Origin of the sequence: Spirosoma utsteinense (assembly GCF_014282275.1) — a bacterium.
Classification (GTDB): Bacteria; Bacteroidota; Bacteroidia; order Cytophagales; family Spirosomataceae; genus Spirosoma; species Spirosoma utsteinense.
This window is the reverse complement of record NZ_VFIA01000017.1, coordinates 115,552-135,474: the sequence shown is the minus strand read 5'-3', so window position 1 is coordinate 135,474 and position 19,923 is coordinate 115,552. Positions and strand designations below refer to the sequence as shown.

Below are 19,923 nucleotides of genomic sequence, written 5' to 3'. Positions count from 1 at the left end.
ACTTGCCATTGAGAGTCCGTTAGTGCTTGAAACGATTCGTTCATGATCTTGGAGCTTGGTAACTACAAGATAAGACGGACTCTCATTTTTAGACTATCCAAAACATACTCTTAGGATCCATGTTTAACGAAGTATCGTTAATCGATATAGTGTTTACTTATAAATTGTGGGCGTTATTAGAAATCGATATCGGTCAGCTCAAAATTTTGCTTGAGCGGGATAATTCCTCCTTCTTCTGCACCGGGGTGATAAATGATCGCTTCCGGTTGGATACCTTTCTGCACGTTGCCAATGTCTCGTTTTCGGTTTCCGTTAGCGTCAATAATAAGCCGGACGCGGTATTGGCCGGGCCGGAGCCGGGCAAAGCTGTAAGCGGGCGTGCCATACGCGGATCGGACTACTTTTGAATCTTTGTCCAGCAACTCTACAATGAACTTGGTGTCAGGACGATTGACGCGCCCCGCAATCAACCCATAAGAATCTTCCTCCGCAATGGTATACTTAGCGCGGTAACGGGGAAGCGTATCGCCCTGAACACTAATGAAAGCCCCTTTTTGAAGTCGGAACAGTACACTATCGCGTACGTTGGTTGCCCGCTTGATAATCAGGCGCGAGTAGTTGTTGCTCCACGTCAGTTCGGCAAGCGTCAATGGGAATGGTTTGGTGCTGCCGGGGCCTATATTGATCAGGTTGATGCTATACCGAAGTACAGGCTTGTTAAAGGTCAGCGTAAAGTCGAGGTTATTGTCGATCGGTTCTCCGGATGAGGGGCTAACCTGTACGGTCAGGGGCGTCCGGTTTTTCGCTCTTGTTTTAAGTGGGGAGAAGTAAATCCGTTCTTTGAGGTCGGTAACAGTGCCCACGGAATCTTCGGCAGCAATGGTCACATTGATGGTGTCGCCCGCAGCCCGGTCGGCAGGGCGGTAGAGCCGGATCATCTTCGGCGTTTCCAGAAACGAAATCAGCGTATCACCGGGTTTGGCGTAAGTGATTTTATAGGCGGCAATGCCGCTGCTGAGTTCCAGGCCAAGGGTTTCATCGGTACGTTCGCGCCGGCTGACGCGGGGCTTGCCGTAACCCCGAAAGGCGACCAGGTCGATGTTGGTATAATTACGCGTCAGGTTGAGCACACTGTCTCGGAAAGCGACCCGCTCGCCCGGCGTGTTGTTTACCAGGTTCAGGTCCTTATCGTCGAAGCCGTATACTTTAAAGGGGCCGGCCTTTACGTTTTCGATGCGGTAATTGCCGTTGCTGTCGGTGCGGGCAAAATACTGCGGGCGTTTGCGGTTGATAGGCAGGGTATCGGTGGCGGCAAATAAACCCACCACGAAGCCCAGCAGCGGCTGTCGGCTTTCGTCGTCTACAACGTTACCGGTCAGGTACAGTGAATCGAGGGTAGGGCCGGTGCTGAAAACGACTTTAGAGTCTTTGGCAATGTTCCGTTCGGTAATGTCTTTGATGCCATCGGCGAAGTCGATGGTATAAGTAGTGTTCGGCTGAAGTGGTTTATCGAAGTTGAGCCGGACGCCGAATGGCAGGGATTTGACGATGAAGGTGTTGCTATCCTGGGGGGTGATGGTAACTTTTTGCTGAAGGTTTTCGCTGTTAACGTATTCATCGAACGTTAGCTCTACTGACTTGCCAGCGTAGTTCAGTTGCCGCATCTTGGGTACACTGCTCACTAGTTTTGGGGCCAACGTATCTTTTTTGCCGCCCGGCGGCTGAGCAACCTGAGCGCAGTTTTGGAGCAGAATCGGTAGCAATGCGAGAAAGGCAAGTACGAAATGGCGGAATGTCATGGAAAGCAGATAAGACTACAAAGGTAAACGCCCGTTCATCGTTCTTCTGTACCGACTGACATAAAATGGGCATTCGGTTCGTTACATAAACTAGAAATTTAAGAAAATTTAACCCGTACCGGCCCGTGGGGCGTTACTACATAGGTAACCCGGTACCTTTACCACATCGCTTAGGCAAGGTGTTGTGCCATCGATTCTCAATTAAGAGTTATCGATTAACGCGGCCTTGCTAAACCCTCAAGAACAACACGAGTAATCGATGATTCAAACCCGTTTTTTTAGTGCAGTGCTTTTGTCTTCGACGCTTTGGCTAAGCAGCTGCTCAGGTCCGGCCGATGAGTTGGACAGTCAAATCAGTGAGGCTCTCACCAACGATAATGCGATCGATGGTACCGAAGCCGACGCCATTCGGGCATTGATCGCTAAAGAAAAAGCAGACCTGGCTGATAACAAGAAAACCGAAAAGCTGGTGACGGCTGGTGGCGACGTTGACGAAACCGCGCTGACCAATTATATCAAACGCACCATCGACTACCGGAAACTGGTCAAGGAGGGTAAAACGCCAACGCTGGCCTTGTCGGGGGCTACGGCATCGACAAAACCGCTGCGGCTAAACGTATACCTCGAAGCCAGCGCCAGCATGTTTCCCTATGATGCACCGGGCGGTAACGGTACCTTCAAACGGGCACTCAACGATGTATTGACCGAGTTCGACGGCGTCAATCCCGGCCAGGGAAAAACGTTTGTCGTCAATACCGAAGTAAATGACCTCGGGCTCTCACTGTCGCAGTTCTTCAAGCAGGGCAACATCTTCACCGTAGCCAAGACGAAAGGAAAAACGACCAGTACTGATTTTGAGGGCATTTTTCAGGAAATTCTGTCCAAGACAACCGGCGATGAACTAAGCGTACTGGTGTCGGACCTGATCTACTCCGACCCGTCTTTAAAAGGAATGAGCGCTCAGAAGACCCTCGATGCGGCTTCGTCGCTACTGACCACCGTGTTTAACCCCTACGCCCAGACCCATTCGATGCTGGTGCTGAAAATGACCGCCGACTTCGATGGTACGTACTATAGCTGGAACAACGTCAAACAGCCGTACAAAGGCGATCGTCCTTACTACCTCTGCCTGATCGGTACGAACGACGCCATGCAACGACTCTATACCGATCCGACGTATCAGACAATCCGGCGGTTCGAGCAACTGCCGGGTTACGAGGATTCCTGGTTTTTCGGTCGGGACAGGAAAGCAGTTACGCCTTTTTACACCATTCTCGTCAACGATCCAGCCCGTAAAGGCCGGTTTAAGCGGGCCGACGAAGAGGTGCGGGCCCGCACCAAAACCGTTCACGCCTTAGACGACGTGCAACCCGATGTAACGGACAAAAGTCTGGCCGTTCCTGTAGCTGTCGATCTGTCGGCGCTGCGCCTGCCCCCGTCGCTGCTGACGGATAAAAACCAGTATCAGGTGGAGGGAAAGGATAACTTCACCGTAACGTCGGTGCAGACCTATTCAGGTACGAATGGCACGACCCATAAACTGCTGCTGTCGACGAAAAAGCCCGCACGGGGTGCCCGTACGGCTACCATTCGGCTACGTCGCCAGTTCCCGCCCCGCTGGATCGCCAGCACCAGCACGGCCAACGACATTCCCGTCGATGCAAGTGCTACTTTTGGGCTGCAAAACCTGCTGCAGGGCGTCGAGCGAGCGTACAATCCCAACAACCAAACCGAATATTTCACGCTGACAATTAATTTAGAATGAGTGAATGATAAAATTTATGAATAGTATGCGTTCGTGCATTCTATCATTCACTCATTGCATCATTCAAAACTAACCATGGAAGAATCACTCTATAATTTTTACAACCTGTTTGTCAACAGTGCATTGCTCGAAGATTTATATCAGGAAGAACTGCTGTCTCCCCTGACCTGGTCGGCAGTGGGGATTGCCTTTCTCGTTGCGTTTGCCTTTTACATCTGGCCGTTCAACCGGGTTAGTTTCAGCGGCTTTGGTAGCTGGTTGCTCATGCTCGGCGTGAGCGCGCTGGTGCTGTTTGTGATGACGCTTGTTACCTGTTATCAGAAAGCCAACCAGGAGATTCCCCGCGATGAAGCCGATACGGATCAGGGGGTTCTGTTCGATCAGGGCGTGAGTGTATTCCTGAGTTATGCGTTCGAGATGGCGCTTTTAACAGCCCTCATCTTTTTCGTGATCTCGATGGTGATGAAAAATTTCAGTAAAAATGCCAAACACCGGCCCATGTTGTGGCCGTCAAAATAATGTAGAGACGCAACCCTTTGCGTCTCGGACGCGTCAGCAACAATCCAGTTTGACAGGTTAGTGACTGCTGATAATGACAGATTGCTGACGCGGCTGATATTGACAGGTTGCTGACGCGGCTGATATTGACAGGTTGCTGACGCGGCTGAGACGCGAAGGGTCGCGTCTCTACAAATACACACATAACTATGCCAAAACTATTTGTCTTCGCCATTGGCGGAACTGGCTCCCGGGTGCTTAAGGCACTTACTTTCCTGCTGGCTTCGGGCGTAAAACTCAATAATACCGATGAGGTGATTCCCATCGTGCTGGACCCTCATGCTACGAACGATGATCTGCTGCGTACCAAAGAGCTATTACGTGAGTACGGCAATATCCGCACGGGTCTGCAAACCAAACCCACCGAAGGGTTCTTCAGTACCGAGATTAAAACGCTGAACCGGGCTATTGGCGGCAACGCCACCATTGCCGATACCTATGTATTTGAACTACAGGGTGTTCAGCAGGAGAAGTTCAGAGATTATATTAATTACGAAGGACTCGACGCCCCCAGCAAGGCCATGGCTAGTCTGTTGTTTTCGGATGAGAATCTGGAAACCAAGATGGATATTGGCTTTGTGGGTAATCCTAACATCGGCAGCACCGTACTGAACCAGTTCCGGTACTCCGACGTGTTCCAGGCATTTGCCGAAAACTTCGGAGCCAACGACCGGATCTTTATCGTCAGCTCCATATTTGGCGGTACGGGGGCGGCTGGTTTCCCTATTCTGCTCAAGAACATTCGGGGGGCGCAGGCTATTGGTCAGATTCCAAATCCCGCTTTTCTGCGCGATGCAAAGATCGGCGCGGTAACGGTGATGCCGTACTTCAGCCTGACAACCAGCGATAATAAACTGATCGATCCGGCGTCGTTCATTGCCAAAACCAAAGCCGCGCTGGACTACTACCAGAAAGGCGTTAACCCGTCGGTGAACGCGCTGTATTACATTGGCGACGACCAGACGAAAGCGTATGCCTACGATCCCGGCGCGGGCGGGCAGAAAAACGAAGCGCACTTTGTGGAGATGGCGTCGGCGCTGGCCATTGTCGATTTCATGAACACGCCCGACAGTGCTCTTGCCGTCAGCAACGGTCGGCCAACGAACCCGGTTTACAAGGAATTCGGAATTGAACAGGACGGTACGGCGCTTCAGATGGGTAATCTGGCCGGGGCGACGAAAGAAATCGTCAGCCTGCCGATGTCGAAGATGGCGCTGTTCAGTACGTACCTGAGTCAGCGGTTGCGCACGGCGGCTGGTACGGTGCAGTGGTCGAAAGGCAACCCGCAAATTTCGACCTCGTTCCTGAACTCACAGTTCTTTAACAGCATCAAAAACTTCGACGCCGGCTTCCGGCAGTGGCTGTCGGAGATGGGGGCGAACAAACGCTCGTTTGTACCGTTCCTGCTCGACGCGCCAAACCTGGGTCATACGGTACGCGGGTTCGAACCTAAAAAGAAAGGCATCTTCGGAGGTGAGTCGGATGTTAAACTCGACATCGTGGACGACTTCGATCAGACGCTCAACAAAACCGCCGAAGGCAAAGCATACGGCAGCGAAGCCGACAAATTCGTACAACTTTTCTCCGAAGGTACCGACCGTTTCGTTCGCGAACGGCTGCCTAAAGTGATGGATCACTAAGATATGCCTACTACACTCAGCTTACATAACCCTACCCCGGGATTACACTGGTACGTCAGCAAACCGCTCGGCACCGATCAGATTGCGGCTATCCGTGATCCGCAGGGCGGCCAGACCGTAAAGCAGCCAACGTCCATTCCCAGCCCGTTCGCCCGGATGGACCTGGTCCGGTCAGCTTTCGTGAACCTGGCTCTCAAACCCGACCTTATGGGTACCGTCAACGATCAGCGCATCGTGTCGGACTGTTTGGATGTGGGTGAGTTATTTTTCAATTATGACAAGCTCAAAACGTTTGTCACCATTACCCCATTCGACGTTCGCACGGATCTGGACCGGATGCGGAATTCGGGTAACCTGGGCCATAAACGGCTGGGTGATGCGCTGAAACTGTTTCTGGACCAGGACGCGGCCGAATACAATTTCAACGCGATCAACCGCCTGTTCATCCTCAGCTACCGGGGCCGGGTGGTAGGCGGCACATCGCCGAAAACACTGTTCTTCTCATCGGGGAATGACCTGAGTTGGGTCGACGTGTCGATGGGGAACGACCGCCTGTTCGACGCATCGGTCTGCCCGCTGCACCAGCGCGACATCGAATACCAGAAGTTCTGGTACGCCATCAAGCTGTTCATGCCCGACTTCCGCACCCGTTTCCGGGAGGTGGACGATTACCTGAACCGCAGCAAGGCCCTGTTGCAGCAGCAGAATCCGACGATGTTCTATGAGCATATCGAATCGCAGAACGGCCAGCCCCTGCTCACCCGCGAAAAATTCGATTCAGACTTCGACGAGCTGACCACCGGTCCGGGCGATGTGGTGGAGGTGCTGGGATTTCCGCTTCGCAAGAAAAAATCCGATGCCCGCGCCATCGATCAGGTCAGTGATTTCATCATCAAATCAGATAAGTACGCACGACTGAATCAGGGCAAGCCGCGTCCGATGGCGTTGCAAAACCGGTTCTTCCGGCAGTTTACCTACGTACCACAGGCGCAGTGGAACCCCAATACGCCCGTGCCCTACGTAGCCCGCGAATCATGGCGCGACAACCAGCGCCCGCTGCCGGGTCAGCCGGGTAGTTATCCCTGGCTAACGGTCAGCGACTTTCTGGAACCGTACCTGGTTCGCTTACCGTACCCAACCGATCGGGGTCGTTTCTTCGACGGGAACTTGCAGTCGCCCGCGTCGGAAAAAGGCTTCCTCCTGCCGTTGAAGAAGGATTTCTTTGATTTCTTCGATGTAGAGGACCTGCTCACTGGGCGCGTTCGGCTCAAGATGACACCGCAGGCCGGAGGTATTCTGGTCACGCTGGATATTCCGGTAACGGCTCCTAATCAGCCCGGCAACCAGTTCGTAACCTTCGAGCGGGTATACGCACAGGCTATTGGTACCCAGAACTCGACCGCGCCTAACGAACTTACCAACGAAGGTATCATTGTCGAGAACTCGTTTACAGTCAACATCTATCCGTTTGTGCGGTCGGGCAGCGTAACCGTTACCGCCGATTACCGGGTGCAGCTGATCGAGTCGGGTTTCGACAGCCAGAATACCTACGAACTGGCCTATTTCGCGCAGCAGACAAACGCGCCCGTTGTGGCCGAGTCGAAGCACCAGCGCACCGTTCGGCAGCAGAACACCGACGGGTCGAGCGTGTACTACGTCATGCGGGAAGAGTTCGACTACCTCCAAACGAATATCCGCGCCGATGGGCGCGACATGAGCGGCCTGCTCATTCCACGCTGGCAACGGTACGATGGCGGCAGCAAGCAGTTCGAGTTCTCGGTCGACTTCGGAACGACCAACACCCATGTCGAGTATAAAGTGGATGGGGGCGCACCCCGCCCGTTCGACGTGGCCGAGCTGACGCCCCAGGTGGCTACCCTCGTAGCCCCGGCGCAGTACAACCCGGCTCTGTTCGAGTTATTCCTGCTCTACGATCTGGAGTTCGTGCCGCCAACGATTGGGCCCGGTAGGCCGGACAGCTTCCCGACGCGCACCGCCATTGCCGAGCCGATGAACCTAAGCTTCAATCAGCAGACGCAGGCTCTCGCCGATTTTAACATTCCGTTCTACGTGGAGCGGCAACCAGCGGGTTCCAACCGCATCACCACGAACCTGAAGTGGGCCAAGAACAGCGACCAGACCGAACGGCGGGTGGAGGCTTTCCTGGAAGAGTTGCTGATGCTGATCAAGAATAAAGTGCTGACCGAAGGCGGCAACCTGGCCCAGACAACGGTGTACTGGTTCTTCCCTGCCAGTATGACGCCCGGCCGGGTGAGCCAGCTGCGGGCCGACTGGCAGCTGCTCTACGACCGCTACATTGGTGGGTCGGCGGGGCGTTTGCGCGAAGTATCGGAGTCGGTAGCGCCGTTCTATTATTACAAGCAGAACCCCACGCTGAGCGCGTCGGCCCGGCCTGTTATCAACGTCGATATTGGGGGTGGCACATCCGACGTGGTCGTGTACGAACGCAACGAACCCAAGCTGCTCACGTCGTTCCGGTTTGCGGGTAACGCCATCTACGGCGATGCCTTCAGCGAATACGGCGCGGCCAGTCACAATGGTTTCGTTCGTAAATACGCCGACCGTATCCAGACCCTGCTCGACAGCCAGAGCCTGGGCAACCTGAGTGATAACAACCGGCGCATGCTGGACACGAACCGGTCAGAAGACATCATGGCGTTCTGGTTCTCGATCGAGAGAAGCAACGATGTGAAGGCGAAGAGTATGCTGTCGTTCAATGGAATGCTGGCCAAAGATGAGGACCTGAAAGTAGTGTTCGTCCTGTTCTACACAGCTTTGCTGTATCACGTGGCGCGGCTCATGAAGCACCGGGGTATTGGCCTGCCGGGGGCGCTTACATTCAGTGGCACCGGATCGAAACTGCTGACCATCATTAGCTCCGACGATGCCATGCTGGGCAAAATGGCCCGCGCCGTTTTCGAGAAAGTATACGAGCAGGAGTACGGCACCAGCGGCCTGACGCTGTTTTACGAGAAGCGTGGTCCGAAAGAGGTGACCTGTAAAGGCGCGCTGATGCAGCCTGCCAACAGCCGCCCGGTCGATACCGAAGCCATCAGCTACGTGTATCCCGCCACGTTTAACGACGAGTTTTCGATGCTTACCTACACCGACCTGCGCAAGCCGGAGGTGGTGGATTCGCTGCTGAAGGAAACCAATGCGTTCATCGACTTCTTCTTTGCCCTGAATCAGCAATTCAGTTTCGTCCGGAACCTGAACGTGTCGGCGCGGTCGCTGGTGGTGGCGCAGCAGGAGTTGCGGACACATCTGGACACCTCGCTGATGGATGGTATCCAACGGAAAGAAAGCGAAGTAGCCGCCGAGTTCAGCGGTATGTCCGATGCCCTGGGGGCACCCATTGAGGAGACCTTGTTTTTCTATCCTCTCATTGGTGCCATCAACAAACTGGCCAACGCACTGGCGTAACGTAACGCGGACTTCAGTCCGCTATGGTTGTTTCAAAGCGGGTTGAAGTCCGCGTTACAGATGAAAAAGAATAGTATAACGCTCCTGACCGCGCTTGCCCTGACAACGTCGGTGCTGGGCCAGACGCCGGGTCCTAACCAGGCGGCTGTCGATACGCTGACGAAGGATGTTGCCCTGGCTGTGTTTGCCAATCAAAAGGGCGATAAGGCATCCGAAATCGTTGATCAGTTATCGACCTGCGGGGGTGGGTGTGATGTCGTGTCCATCATTCGTGGCGTTGGTGGCTGGGACGCGGTGGGGGTGAAGATGCAGGAACTGGGCCGGTTGAAAAGCACGGCTCCATTTCAAACCATGTCTCCCAGCGAGGCTAATGCGGCCATTCGCCGGGAGTTCACGCAGTTTTACGCGAAGTACAAGGCCGACAAAAACTACGGCCAGCCTCTTAGCGCCGACGTTCAGACGCAGATTTTTGCTAAGATCGACCGTATGCTTCCTCCCGCTCCGGCTGATCAGCCTGCGGCTCCGGTAGCTGGCCAGCCAGCAAGTGGCGAGACGGAACAGGTAGCTGGCTCGAGCGAAGATGTAAACATCGACGGGGCTGCCATTCGGATGAGCCAACTGGAACGGGCTGTAAACGAAGAAAAAGAAAACCGAATCTGGATGATAATTTTGAGTGGTATAGCTGGTTTACTGGTCGGGGCCGGGGTAGTGTATTTTCTAATGTATCGCGCGCTAAAGCAGGAAGTTGATCGCCTGATTCAGGATAACAGACAATTAAGCCGCGATCTGGATTTTGCCCGGCGACCCAAGCCCGCTAACGAGCCCCGTCATCCTCAGGCCGATAATCGAAAGCAGCCTGATACGTATCGGTCACCCCAGCCGCCAACACCCGCCGTAGCGGCTGCCACCATCGAAAGTACCCCGCCACCGGTGGCACCGGTCAACATCCGATCGGGTACACCGTCGGCTGGCGTACCCAATTCGACAGAGCCTGTTCCTATTGTGCCTGTTGAGCCCGCGTCGGTGCCTACCCAAAGCCAGGTTCAGCCGATTGCACCGGTTGCAGCTTCGGTTCGGAACGAGGTATTTTATTTCCCACCACCAGACCCGAACGGACAGTTCGACAACGCACACCAGGCCGAGACGCTTTCCCCCGAATCGGCTTATCGGTTCAGTACGACTGCGCCTGATTCGGCCACGTTCCGATTCGAAGCGGAGCCCGGTCGGGTTGCCCGTTTCCTGACCTACCGAAATTACATGATTGAACCCGCCTGCGACAGCGAGAACAGCTATTCATCGCAGTTTACCCGGATTGTCAACCGTCGTGATGGTGAGGCTGTACTGGAAAATGGGGCCTGGCGGGTGAAAACGAAAGCATTGATCCGCTACGAATAGACCTGAACGAATGCCATTATGCTGGATAATGGCATTCGTTCAGGCCATACTCAACTCTACACAATGGTCCGACTAACACTTTCCATATTGGTTCTCTGGGTTATGCTCTACCTGTCGGGCTGTTCCGGCTGCTCGCGGTCGGGAAGTCATACCACTCGTCGGGCCAAGCGAAACACGGCCGACCAGCAGACGGGGAGCGCCGTACGTACCCCCGCCGAACCACGTGCTGAGGAACCAGAAGAAGCGTCCACGCCAGACCGTTCCGTGCCGAAGCCGGTATTAAAACAGATTGGCGACGGCCCCACCGAAGTGGCGATGGAACGGGAAAATGGCGTGTACAAAGTACCGGTTACGGTCAATGGCGTACCCATGAAATTTATTCTGGATACGGGAGCCAGCCTTATTTCCATGTCGGATGCCGAAGCGGAGTTTATGTACAAGCAGGGGGCCATTACCAAAGCCGATATCATTGGTCGGTCGCGCTTCAAGGATGCTACGGGGGCCATTTCGCCAGGCGCGGTAATTCGACTGAAATCAGTACAGATTGGCGACCGTGTACTTGAAAACGTGAGCGCCAACATCGTTAGCGGAACCAAAGCACCTTTGCTGCTGGGTCAGTCCGCTTTGTCGCAGTTTGGTAAAATTTCGGTCGATTACCGGCGTAATGTGGTGACGTTTGAGTAAAATTTCGTGTTCAGGTGAGTACGTTTCTATCGACAGTGCCGCGCCTGCTGCCTTGTCGGTGGGTTCGTAAGCGGGTATCCACGCAGAACTAACCTATAAACACGCCCCTTTATCGATGACCGAAACCGAACTGATCGACCGACTCCGCGAAGCCATCGTGCTCAACGGCCCCGATGCCTGGCGTAGCAACGGCTATCTTCAGGATGCTCAGGCAGCCGGGTGGCCGCTCGAAATTGCCTTGAAACGGGCTAATGAGATAAGTCAGGAGGTTAACAACAACAGTATTTTATTCCAGAATATTCAGGTCCGTATTGCCCGGCTGGCGCAGCCTTCCCGCAGTCACCTCATCGATCAGGACCTGAACCAGATTGTGAACGCGGCCCGTTCGTTGAACCTGTCGCCCGACTTCGTTCGCAACAAATGGGTACCTGCCGAGTTAAGCCGGATCAGTCCGGTAAAGTCGCCCCCAGCCCCCGTAACCGCCCCCCCCGTTGAACCACCGGCCCCGGTCAACCGCCCCGTCGATGAATCCGATCGCTTCAGCGATTTGCTTGAAAGCGATGATCAGCCGGTCAGGCCAGTACCGGTAGATGTGCCGCTCAAACCCACTGTTGAAGCACCCGCTCCCGAACCGCCCAAGCCACCGGTTTATGTGCCGCCACCACCGCCTGTTTATGTCGAACCGGTTCCGCTGGCTGGCCCGCCACCTGTTGTTCGTTCGTTTACAGCTACTCCGGCCCGCATTCGCAAGGGTGATTCTGTAACCCTGGAGTGGGAGGTTGAAAACCTGCTGGCTGTGACCATCGACGATCTTGGTGAAGGTTTGTCGCCCAAGAACAGGGGTTGGATAAAGCCATCAAAAACCGCTGATTACACGTTGTTCGATGCTAACGATAATCCGTTAAGCACGGTCCGGGTAGAGGTTATTCCCCGGGACAACAGCGGTTTATATGGCGTATTGTTTGCGCTGGCCTTGTTAGCCCTGATCTATTGGTTTATCCGAAACAATAACCAAACGCCCGAGCCCAACCGGAAGTCTGATCGGCAAACGGAGCAGACCACCCGGCGAAAAGCATCGAACGAAAGTCCGAAGCGTCGGCAGCGCAATAAAGATGAAGATATAGCCACCGATATACCTGCCCCCAAGTCAGAAAAGATCGTAGATGAGCCACTTGCTTCGGAGCGTGTTAAACAGAGAGAGGAAAAAAACGCGGTTGTCGATGTGTTGCCGGAGGAGAAAGCTGCGCCGGTTGCCAAGGCTCCTGAAGTGCCCGTAGCCAAACCATCGACACCTGCCGACGCCCGTATCGGTAAGTATGAAGAATCGTTTGGTGATAAACCGTACGATAAAGTTGAACTGGGAACCGATGAACGCGGCTGGCGACGTGCCCGCAGCAAAGGACGTTGGGGATACATAAACGCAGCGGACGAATGGGTAATTGAGCCTGAATATGAGGCTGTCACGCCGTTTCGTGGCAACACTGCCGCTGTCTTTTTGAATGGTCAGCTTATGACCATAAACCGGGAGGGAGAACAGATTCGAAAATGAGTGGCAAACCGCGATGCATAAAAGAGAGTTGATGTGTTAGTGGAACACCACTTTACTCAACAAATGCGCTGGATATGATACGCTCGGTTTTAATTGCCTCCGTCTTTAGCCTGTATGCCTCCTTTTGTCTTGCTCAGTCCGATTCAACGCGGAGCTCGAGACTCTCACCACAACCGGCTGTACAAATACCGGGTATAGATACGCCCATGTCCGGTCCGGGTACGTTACTGCAATCATCACCTAATCCGAATATGGAGCCAGTTCCTCAGCGGAAGGGAAAGAAACGCAGAAGAACGAGTCCTCCCAGCGATCCAAGAGCTTTCGGGGTATCGATACCGCTGGAGGGTGCCAAAAAAGATACCCTCAACCGATAACTGACGCTGGATAGCCGTTACCTTCATACTAACAGGATTTTCCGGTAGAATTTGGTCCATAAAGTCGTAGGGTCGTATAGCAGACAGAAACCAGTTGTCTACTATATGACCCTACGACTTTATGCTTTTTTTGCTAGTCTTTCTTTGCTTTTTTAGCTTTCTTTTCGTCTTTTTTTTCCTTTGGCGTCTTCGCCGGTTCTTTCTTTGTGCTCTTCTTTGAGTCCTGACTTTTAGACATAATAAATTGGGTTAATTGGTAGGGTATCGTTTCTGAACGTGACGAATAGAAACTGTGCGTTTTGTAACGGCAAACTTAGTGAAATGATTGTCTGTCAGATTAAAAATGACCTGACGGTCGAATGAAACTGCTAGTGATTACAAGCCCAGCGTTACCGTCAGTTTTTGAAACGATGTCCAGTAAGCCGTTGTAGTCAGGCCGATACCCGTACCGGAAAGCATTCTGAACGGATACGGGCTACTGCGAACTTCCCATTCATTGATGTAAAAGTGAAGCGCGTCACCTATCCGCCGGATCATGAGCCGGTCGCGGTTCTTTTCCAGCGGAACACCCGCTTTAAAATAATCGCCGGGCATATAATCGCCGAAAGTTTCACCATTTACCACCCGCTTAATCGAGACCTCACCCAGGCTGTTCAGGGAAAACGAACAGTAATTCAGCGAGTCGGCCACACCGAACAGGATGCCGCCCGTTGGCACCTGGCCTGAATCGGCCAGGACGTCGACTTTAATGGTGAATGTTTCGGCGATATTCAGGTTGATTTCGGTGGGAAGCGAAACGTAGCTGAAGGCAGCTTTCGTCGTGCTCTCATTGCGCTTGCGGATGTTGTATTTGCCGAGCCCAACCTGGTAGTTATAGTCGCCTTTGTTACCTGCTTTCCAGCCGTTGCGGTTGGTGGCGAAGTCACCCGTGAACGCAGGTCGGTACCCTACTTCGTTCGGAGCAGAGGCTATCCGGCGTGGCGCTGGAACAGACTCCGCAACAACATCTGGTTGGGGAACGGGTACCGATGTGGGGGGCACCTGTGCTCTAGCCGAACTGTTGACGGGCTTCGATACGGGCTGACGGGCCGGAGCAGGACTCGTTTGTACACGTGTCTCATTCTCTGGCTGGGATGGTACCGAAAAGGGTTGCGCCCGGCGTTCAGGTGCTGCTGAGGCTACCGGGGCCGGGCGTATCAGGGGCGTTGGCTTGAATGTTACTTTTTGCCAGCCGCTGGATGCCGAGTAAATTGTCGGCTTGGCTCGGCCAGTGCGCTGGGTAGGTTCTGCCAACTGGGCAAGGCTGTTGACAGACAGGAGTAGGAAGGAGGAGATTAGAATATAGGGGCGCATGTTTGACTAAAGATCAGTTCAAAATGAGTACCGTAGAACCGCCGTGGGCTGACCCGCTTGCAGGCCCGGACGAAGCGTTACCGATTGCGGTGACCCGTTGGCGGCTTGTTCTTTTCCGTTACGAATTCCTTTAAAAAAGGTCAGAATAACATCGGCAGCCGCTACAACAAGGGCTCCCCGGGTAGCTAAAAAATACCTGTGATGGTGACTGTTGGCGGTTTGGTAAAAAGGTGCACCGGCCTCGGCGTTTTTTTGTGTTTCGTACACCGCATATACATCCCGCGACTTTTGCCTTTCCTGCAAACCATATACCAGCAACCCGTAGAAACCCACCGTTACTAATGGCCGGAAGCCAATTCTGGGTTTAGGAGTCTGTACGAAAATATTGCCGACTCCCGGAGCTATCACCGACAAAAGGGCCCAGGCAGGTCCGGCATAACGCGTCGTTGACGATGTGCCCGGATCGATGGAAACTCCCTCTGGTTCAGTTTGCGGGACGGTAGTAGTCTTCGGTTGTAGTGGCGGCTCGGAAGAGCGAGTAGGGGACTGGGCAACGGGGGCAGGCGGGTTGGACGGGGTAGGGCGGGTTTCGGCGGGAACGGGTTTAACCGCTACGTCGTCCGCGTTTCTGGGCTGATCAGCAACTGCCGGTGGCGGTTGGTTAGTTACAGGCTGAGCCGTGGCTACTGGCTCAGCCGCCGAGAATGCCGCTATGGTGGACGTTTTGACCAGCACCGTCGCCCGGATTTCTTCGTTCAGCGAATACCCATTGGCCAGCGCATTCCAGACGATACGCCGGTCGGAGCCGGCTACCACACCGGTATTCACATCACCCCGTACAAATTCCGGTAAAATGCGCAGCAATCCACGCAGCCGGCTTCTGACTTCGAAATAAACCGAGTCACCCGGCCGGGTGTTGATCAGGTCATACCGGATTTCGAGCTGCGACGAGTCGGCAACGCGGATTCGAATGTTACGGACGCGTTCCTGTGCCTGACCGGGCATAGCGAGTAATAAGCTGAAACAAAGAAATAAAAGTAAACGCATAAGGTATCGGTGAGGGATCGCACAAAGCGAGAGTCGGTTAATTGGTTACGGTGATCTGGGCAGTTTTAGTGAATGTATCGTCGCAGGAGTTGACGAGAATCATCGAGACGGTATAGGTGCCTGGCCGATCATAGTTATAGGTCACCCGGGCTCCCACCCGATTCTTGCCTTTGCCATCGCCGGGGTCCCAGCCTACCGAACCAATATCACCCTGTGGATTGTCCAGAAAGAGCGTCACGTCCAGCCGATCGACGACGACGCCGATGTCAGCGCGGGGTTCGATGCAGGCGGGGAAGTTTTTCTGGGTCAGGTCGAAAGGTTCACAGGCAGTCAGGGCCAGGAGCAACAGGCAGTAAACAAAACATTGTCGCATGATTACAAAAGGAAACTTAATAAAGCACAAAGTACGTATACGGCGAATGATAATTCGTTGAAGTGATGGGCCGGAGCGCTTATTTTGTATAACCACCAACGTTGGGGTGTAGAGAACCAGCATTTTTCGTAAATTTAATTGTTTTCATTATAGTTGAATCGTCTGTTGTGGCTGGATCTGTTGATCTGGCCCTTCTGAACAGAATAGGGATTTATCCACTGTTAGTATGCGCTGGTCTGCCAAAACCAAAGATGAATTAGTAGCCGAAATTAAGCGGCTGCGCAACGAACGCGATGAGGTGGCGACTTCTGACCCGCAACCTGCCTTCGACGCCCGTCAAACTGTTGATCAACTCAACCTCATTGGCGTTACTATTGAGCGTGACGGTACGCTTAGTTACGTCAATCCCTATACCTACCGGGTAACGGCCTGGCAGCCGGGCGATATCGTTGGCAAGAACTTCTTCGATATTTTTATCCCGGCTTCTGACCGGGCCCGGCTTGAGTTTGAATTTGACGAGGCCCTGGTTAAAGGGGGTTTCCCCGAGCAAAAAGAAATTAACATGCTGGCTCGAAGTGGGGCCACACGTAACGTTCAGCTCAACTCCTTTATTCTGAATGGGTCGGGTCTGGAAGTGTCGTCGTTTACGATTATCGGCGAAGACGTTACCAACAAACGGCGGGTGGCTTCGGCATTGTCCAACACCAATGCGCAATTGCAGGACCTTGTCGACAACACCTCCGACCTGATCCAGCTCCTTAACCTCGACGGCAAATTCATGTTTGTGAACCGGGCCTGGCGCGAGGTGCTGGGCTATAGCTCCGACGAAATTGCCTCCCTGAATCTGCGCGATGTGTTACATCCTGACTACGCCAACAGTACGTTGTCGTTGCTCAAACGCATTCAGGCCGGGGCCAACCTGCCTTACATCGAAACGGTATTTCGAAGTAAATCCGGCAAAACCATTTTTTTGTCGGGCAGTGTCAACTGCCGCTTCGATAACGGACGACCAACAGCCTTTCGCTGTATTCTCCACGACACGACTGGCAAAGTGCGTGCCGAAAAATCGCAGAAACTGTACTATAGCATTGCGAACTGGACAATCAATACGCCTAATCTGGACGAGTTGTACCATAAAATTCACGACGAGTTAGGCAACATCATCGATGCCCGTAACTTTTTCATCGCTCTCTACGACTCCAGCAAATCCTACCTATCGTTTCCGTACTATGTCGATGAATACTTTGGCGGCAACATGCGGTTTACCAAACGTAAACTTGGCAACGGCCTGACTGAATACACCATTCAGGCCAACAAGCCGCTGTTCTTATACGAAAAAGACATTCGTCAGCTGGCCGAGCAGCACCACATCGATCTCTACGGACAGCTTCAGCCGCAGGTGATGTTAACGGCCCCGCTCCGTATCGGGGATGAGATTACCGGTATCATCGGTGTTAAATCATACGACGACGCCCGTACCTACGGTCCCCGCGATCTGGAACTGCTGGAGTTCATTTCGGGACAGGTGGCGCTGGCCATTGCCCGAAAACAGGACGAAGCTGCGCTGGATAAGCAGAACGCCCGTTTAAATGCGATGTTCGACAGCAGCACCTACCTGATCTGGTCGGTGAACAAAGCGCTGCAACTTACCTCGTTCAATAAAAATTACACACGCCTGCTGGAGCGTAAAGTGGGCCGGACGCCCACGATCAATGGCAGTGCCCAGTCATTGGGGTGGCGGATGGTTGGCGCCGAGAGCCGAAAATTGCTGGAAGACAGATACCGCATGGCGTTTCGGGGTGTTCCTCAGAACTTCGAATTACGTATCGAAGGCGACCAGGTGTCAGAGACGGATACCTGGCTCGATTTTCAGCTGAACCCAATTCTGCTGTCGGGTGGCCTGATCGAAGAAGTATCTGGAATTGCCCGCGATATTACCAACCGCAAACGCGCCGAAATTGCCACCCGACAAAGTGAGGAGAAATTCCGGGGTATCTTTGAAAACCTTCAGGATATCTACGCGCGTGTGGACCGTCAGGGGCGGGTTACGATGATCAGCCCGTCGGTGTTCAAACGAATGGGTTACACCCCGGACGAAGTACTGGGCCAGGATGTGATGCAATACTTCATGAACAAGAAGCAGATCCACCGGGCCATGGTCCGGCTCGGGCGCAGTCGCAGTTTACGTAACTTCGAAGTGAGTATGCGCCGGAAAGACGGGTCTGAGCGACAGTTTATGTTCAATATGCTGCTACTGAGCGAGGGACCTGACGGCGATCCGGTAGTAGCGGTGCTGGCCCGCGACATCACCGAACTGAAAAAGCAGTCGGCAGAGCTGGTGAAGGCTAAAGACGAAGCGGAACGCTCCCTGAAGGTGAAAGAGCGGTTTCTGGCCAATATGAGCCACGAGATCCGGACGCCTATGAACGGCGTTATCGGTATGATCGACCTGCTCAACGATACGGCACTCGACACCGAACAGCGCGACTATGTCAGAACCATCAAACGATCGTCGGAAACGCTGCTCAATATTCTGAACGATATTCTGGATCTCTCCAAGATTGAAGCGGGTAAAATGGCGTTGCACGAGTCGCCAGTGGCGTTTCAGGAAATATTTGAGAAGCTCATTGCGCTCTTTGGTCAGCAGGCTAATTCCAAAAACAACACCCTGACCTATCATCTGGGTCCCGACCTGCCCACCTTCGTCATTGCCGATCAGACCAGGTTGTTGCAGGTACTGTCTAACCTGACCTCCAACGCCATCAAGTTCACGGAGAACGGTGCGGTACGGGTAGAGGCTACCCTCATTGGTAAACGGGGTAAGTTTAACATGATCAGAGTCGCCGTAAAAGACTCGGGCATAGGTATCTCGCCCGAAAACATAGACCTGCTTTTCAATTCCTTCAGTCAGGTCGATACATCATCGAGAAAATCGTTCGGGGGTACCGGACTGGGGCTGGCCATATCGAAAGAACTGGCTACCCTTATGAAGGGCGATATCGGCGTAGAATCAGTAGTGGGGCAGGGTAGTACGTTCTGGTTTACGGTCGAACTGAAAGAAACGGCTATCAGTCCAACCCAGCAAGGCACCGAAGTAGCTGAGATATCGCTGGCCAATTTCTTCAGCACCTATCACCCGGCCGTGCTGCTGGTGGACGACAATGCGGTGAACCGTAAAGTGGCCAGTGAAATTCTGCGTAAGGCTGGTTGTCTGGTAACAACAGCCGCCAGTGGCCATGAGGCCATCGAGAAAGTACGCAGCGCCATGCTACCAACAGAGTCCGGGGCAAACAACACGTTCGATGTTATTTTTATGGATATCCAGATGCCCGACATGGATGGCGTTGAGACGACGGGTCATCTGCGCACCGAGTTTGGGAAGGCACTGCCCACTATTGTGGCCATGACGGCTTATTCAATGCGTGAAGATCGGGAACGGTTTATCAGCCAGGGGCTGGATGACTACATTGCCAAGCCAATCCGGGCACAAAGTCTGGTTGCCAAAGTAAAAGAACTGGTAGATGCCCGGCAGGCCAAAATACCCGCTCAAGAAAAGCCTAAGCCGGTGGCTGCGGCACCCGAGCCTTTGTTGCCGATCATCGATGCCGAAATCGTCGGGCAACTGCGTGATATTGGAGGCCAGGAATTGGTAGACAGTATCATGGAGGAGTTCGTAACCGAAGCGACTGAGTTGGTAAACGGCGCAATCAGTGCATATGAGCTTGGCGATATCCCGACGGTGAAAAGCCATTTGCATACGCTAAAGGGAAGCGCAGGAACAATTGGCGTGGCTCGAATGGCCGATATCGCCCGTGTGGCTGAAGGCAAACTTAAAGTGGCTGACACCAGTGGCTTATCAGACGCCCTGCAAGCGTTAAAAGCAGCCTTCAATGCTTTTTTGACGGCCTGGCATACGGAATAATTCAGGAAAGAAGAACAGTT

General features: G+C 53.5%; 12 protein-coding genes. 8 read left to right on the top strand and 4 right to left on the bottom strand.

Annotation, left to right across the window (positions count from 1 at the left end; translation table 11 throughout):
• Positions 1-176 precede the first annotated feature (176 nt).
• Positions 177-1,799, bottom strand: coding sequence for an Ig-like domain-containing domain (locus FH603_RS15230; RefSeq protein ID WP_186738386.1), 1,623 nt, complete (start codon positions 1,797-1,799; stop codon positions 177-179).
• A gap of 286 nt (positions 1,800-2,085) precedes the next feature.
• Between FH603_RS15230 and FH603_RS15225 the strand changes: the two genes are divergently transcribed.
• The 7 genes from FH603_RS15225 to FH603_RS15195 all read left to right on the top strand — a co-directional run bounded on the left by FH603_RS15225 (position 2,086) and on the right by FH603_RS15195 (position 12,834).
• Complete coding sequence (locus FH603_RS15225; protein WP_317171191.1) at positions 2,086-3,564, top strand: hypothetical protein; 1,479 nt, start codon at positions 2,086-2,088, stop codon at positions 3,562-3,564.
• Between the two features lie 75 nt (positions 3,565-3,639).
• The gene (locus FH603_RS15220) at positions 3,640-4,083 is read left to right on the top strand and encodes a hypothetical protein (protein ID WP_186738384.1); all 444 of its coding nucleotides are present in this window, start codon (positions 3,640-3,642) and stop codon (positions 4,081-4,083) included.
• Positions 4,084-4,271: 188 nt separating this feature from the next.
• A complete protein-coding gene (locus tag FH603_RS15215; RefSeq protein WP_186738383.1) occupies positions 4,272-5,762 on the top strand; it encodes a hypothetical protein in 1,491 nt (496 codons plus the stop codon).
• A gap of 3 nt (positions 5,763-5,765) precedes the next feature.
• The gene (locus tag FH603_RS15210; protein ID WP_186738382.1) at positions 5,766-9,206 is read left to right on the top strand and encodes an acetate and sugar kinases/Hsc70/actin family protein; all 3,441 of its coding nucleotides are present in this window, start codon (positions 5,766-5,768) and stop codon (positions 9,204-9,206) included.
• 60 nt (positions 9,207-9,266) lie between these two features.
• Positions 9,267-10,601, top strand: a complete 1,335-nt coding sequence (locus FH603_RS15205; RefSeq protein WP_235985250.1) for a hypothetical protein — start codon at positions 9,267-9,269, stop codon at positions 10,599-10,601.
• Between the two features lie 63 nt (positions 10,602-10,664).
• The gene (locus FH603_RS15200; protein WP_186738381.1) at positions 10,665-11,285 is read left to right on the top strand and encodes a retropepsin-like aspartic protease family protein; all 621 of its coding nucleotides are present in this window, start codon (positions 10,665-10,667) and stop codon (positions 11,283-11,285) included.
• A gap of 115 nt (positions 11,286-11,400) precedes the next feature.
• Positions 11,401-12,834 carry a WG repeat-containing protein gene (locus FH603_RS15195; RefSeq protein ID WP_186738380.1) on the top strand — a complete coding sequence of 478 codons (1,434 nt, stop codon included), beginning with the start codon at positions 11,401-11,403 and terminating at the stop codon, positions 12,832-12,834.
• 749 nt (positions 12,835-13,583) lie between these two features.
• Here FH603_RS15195 and FH603_RS28600 read toward each other — a convergent pair.
• Genes FH603_RS28600 through FH603_RS15180 form a run of 3 tightly spaced genes read right to left on the bottom strand, consistent with a single transcriptional unit; the run spans position 13,584 to position 15,981 of the window.
• Positions 13,584-14,561: a hypothetical protein gene (locus FH603_RS28600; RefSeq protein ID WP_235985249.1), complete on the bottom strand. Its 978-nt coding sequence runs from the start codon at positions 14,559-14,561 to the stop codon at positions 13,584-13,586.
• A gap of 18 nt (positions 14,562-14,579) precedes the next feature.
• Positions 14,580-15,608 carry a hypothetical protein gene (locus tag FH603_RS15185; RefSeq protein ID WP_186738379.1) on the bottom strand — a complete coding sequence of 343 codons (1,029 nt, stop codon included), beginning with the start codon at positions 15,606-15,608 and terminating at the stop codon, positions 14,580-14,582.
• Positions 15,609-15,645: 37 nt separating this feature from the next.
• On the bottom strand, positions 15,646-15,981 hold the full coding sequence (locus FH603_RS15180) for a PKD domain-containing protein (RefSeq protein WP_186738378.1): 336 nt from the start codon (positions 15,979-15,981) through the stop codon (positions 15,646-15,648).
• Between the two features lie 226 nt (positions 15,982-16,207).
• On the opposite strand from FH603_RS15180, the gene FH603_RS15175 reads away from it, so the two are divergent.
• Positions 16,208-19,903: a PAS domain S-box protein gene (locus FH603_RS15175; RefSeq protein WP_186738377.1), complete on the top strand. Its 3,696-nt coding sequence runs from the start codon at positions 16,208-16,210 to the stop codon at positions 19,901-19,903.
• Positions 19,904-19,923: the final 20 nt, after the last annotated feature.

Excerpts from the sequence above, each read along its gene's own strand:
- FH603_RS15205 (WP_235985250.1), top strand. The coding sequence starts at position 9,267 with ATGAAAAAGAATAGTATAACGCTCCTGACCGCGCTTGCCCTGACAACG.
- FH603_RS15210 (WP_186738382.1), top strand. The coding sequence starts at position 5,766 with ATGCCTACTACACTCAGCTTACATAACCCTACCCCGGGATTACACTGG.
- FH603_RS15180 (WP_186738378.1), bottom strand. The coding sequence starts at position 15,981 with ATGCGACAATGTTTTGTTTACTGCCTGTTGCTCCTGGCCCTGACTGCC.
- FH603_RS15230 (WP_186738386.1), bottom strand. The coding sequence starts at position 1,799 with ATGACATTCCGCCATTTCGTACTTGCCTTTCTCGCATTGCTACCGATT.
- FH603_RS15215 (WP_186738383.1), top strand. The coding sequence starts at position 4,272 with ATGCCAAAACTATTTGTCTTCGCCATTGGCGGAACTGGCTCCCGGGTG.
- FH603_RS15220 (WP_186738384.1), top strand. The coding sequence starts at position 3,640 with ATGGAAGAATCACTCTATAATTTTTACAACCTGTTTGTCAACAGTGCA.
- FH603_RS15195 (WP_186738380.1), top strand. The coding sequence starts at position 11,401 with ATGACCGAAACCGAACTGATCGACCGACTCCGCGAAGCCATCGTGCTC.
- FH603_RS15175 (WP_186738377.1), top strand. The coding sequence starts at position 16,208 with ATGCGCTGGTCTGCCAAAACCAAAGATGAATTAGTAGCCGAAATTAAG.
- FH603_RS28600 (WP_235985249.1), bottom strand. The coding sequence starts at position 14,561 with ATGCGCCCCTATATTCTAATCTCCTCCTTCCTACTCCTGTCTGTCAAC.
- FH603_RS15200 (WP_186738381.1), top strand. The coding sequence starts at position 10,665 with ATGGTCCGACTAACACTTTCCATATTGGTTCTCTGGGTTATGCTCTAC.
- FH603_RS15185 (WP_186738379.1), bottom strand. The coding sequence starts at position 15,608 with ATGCGTTTACTTTTATTTCTTTGTTTCAGCTTATTACTCGCTATGCCC.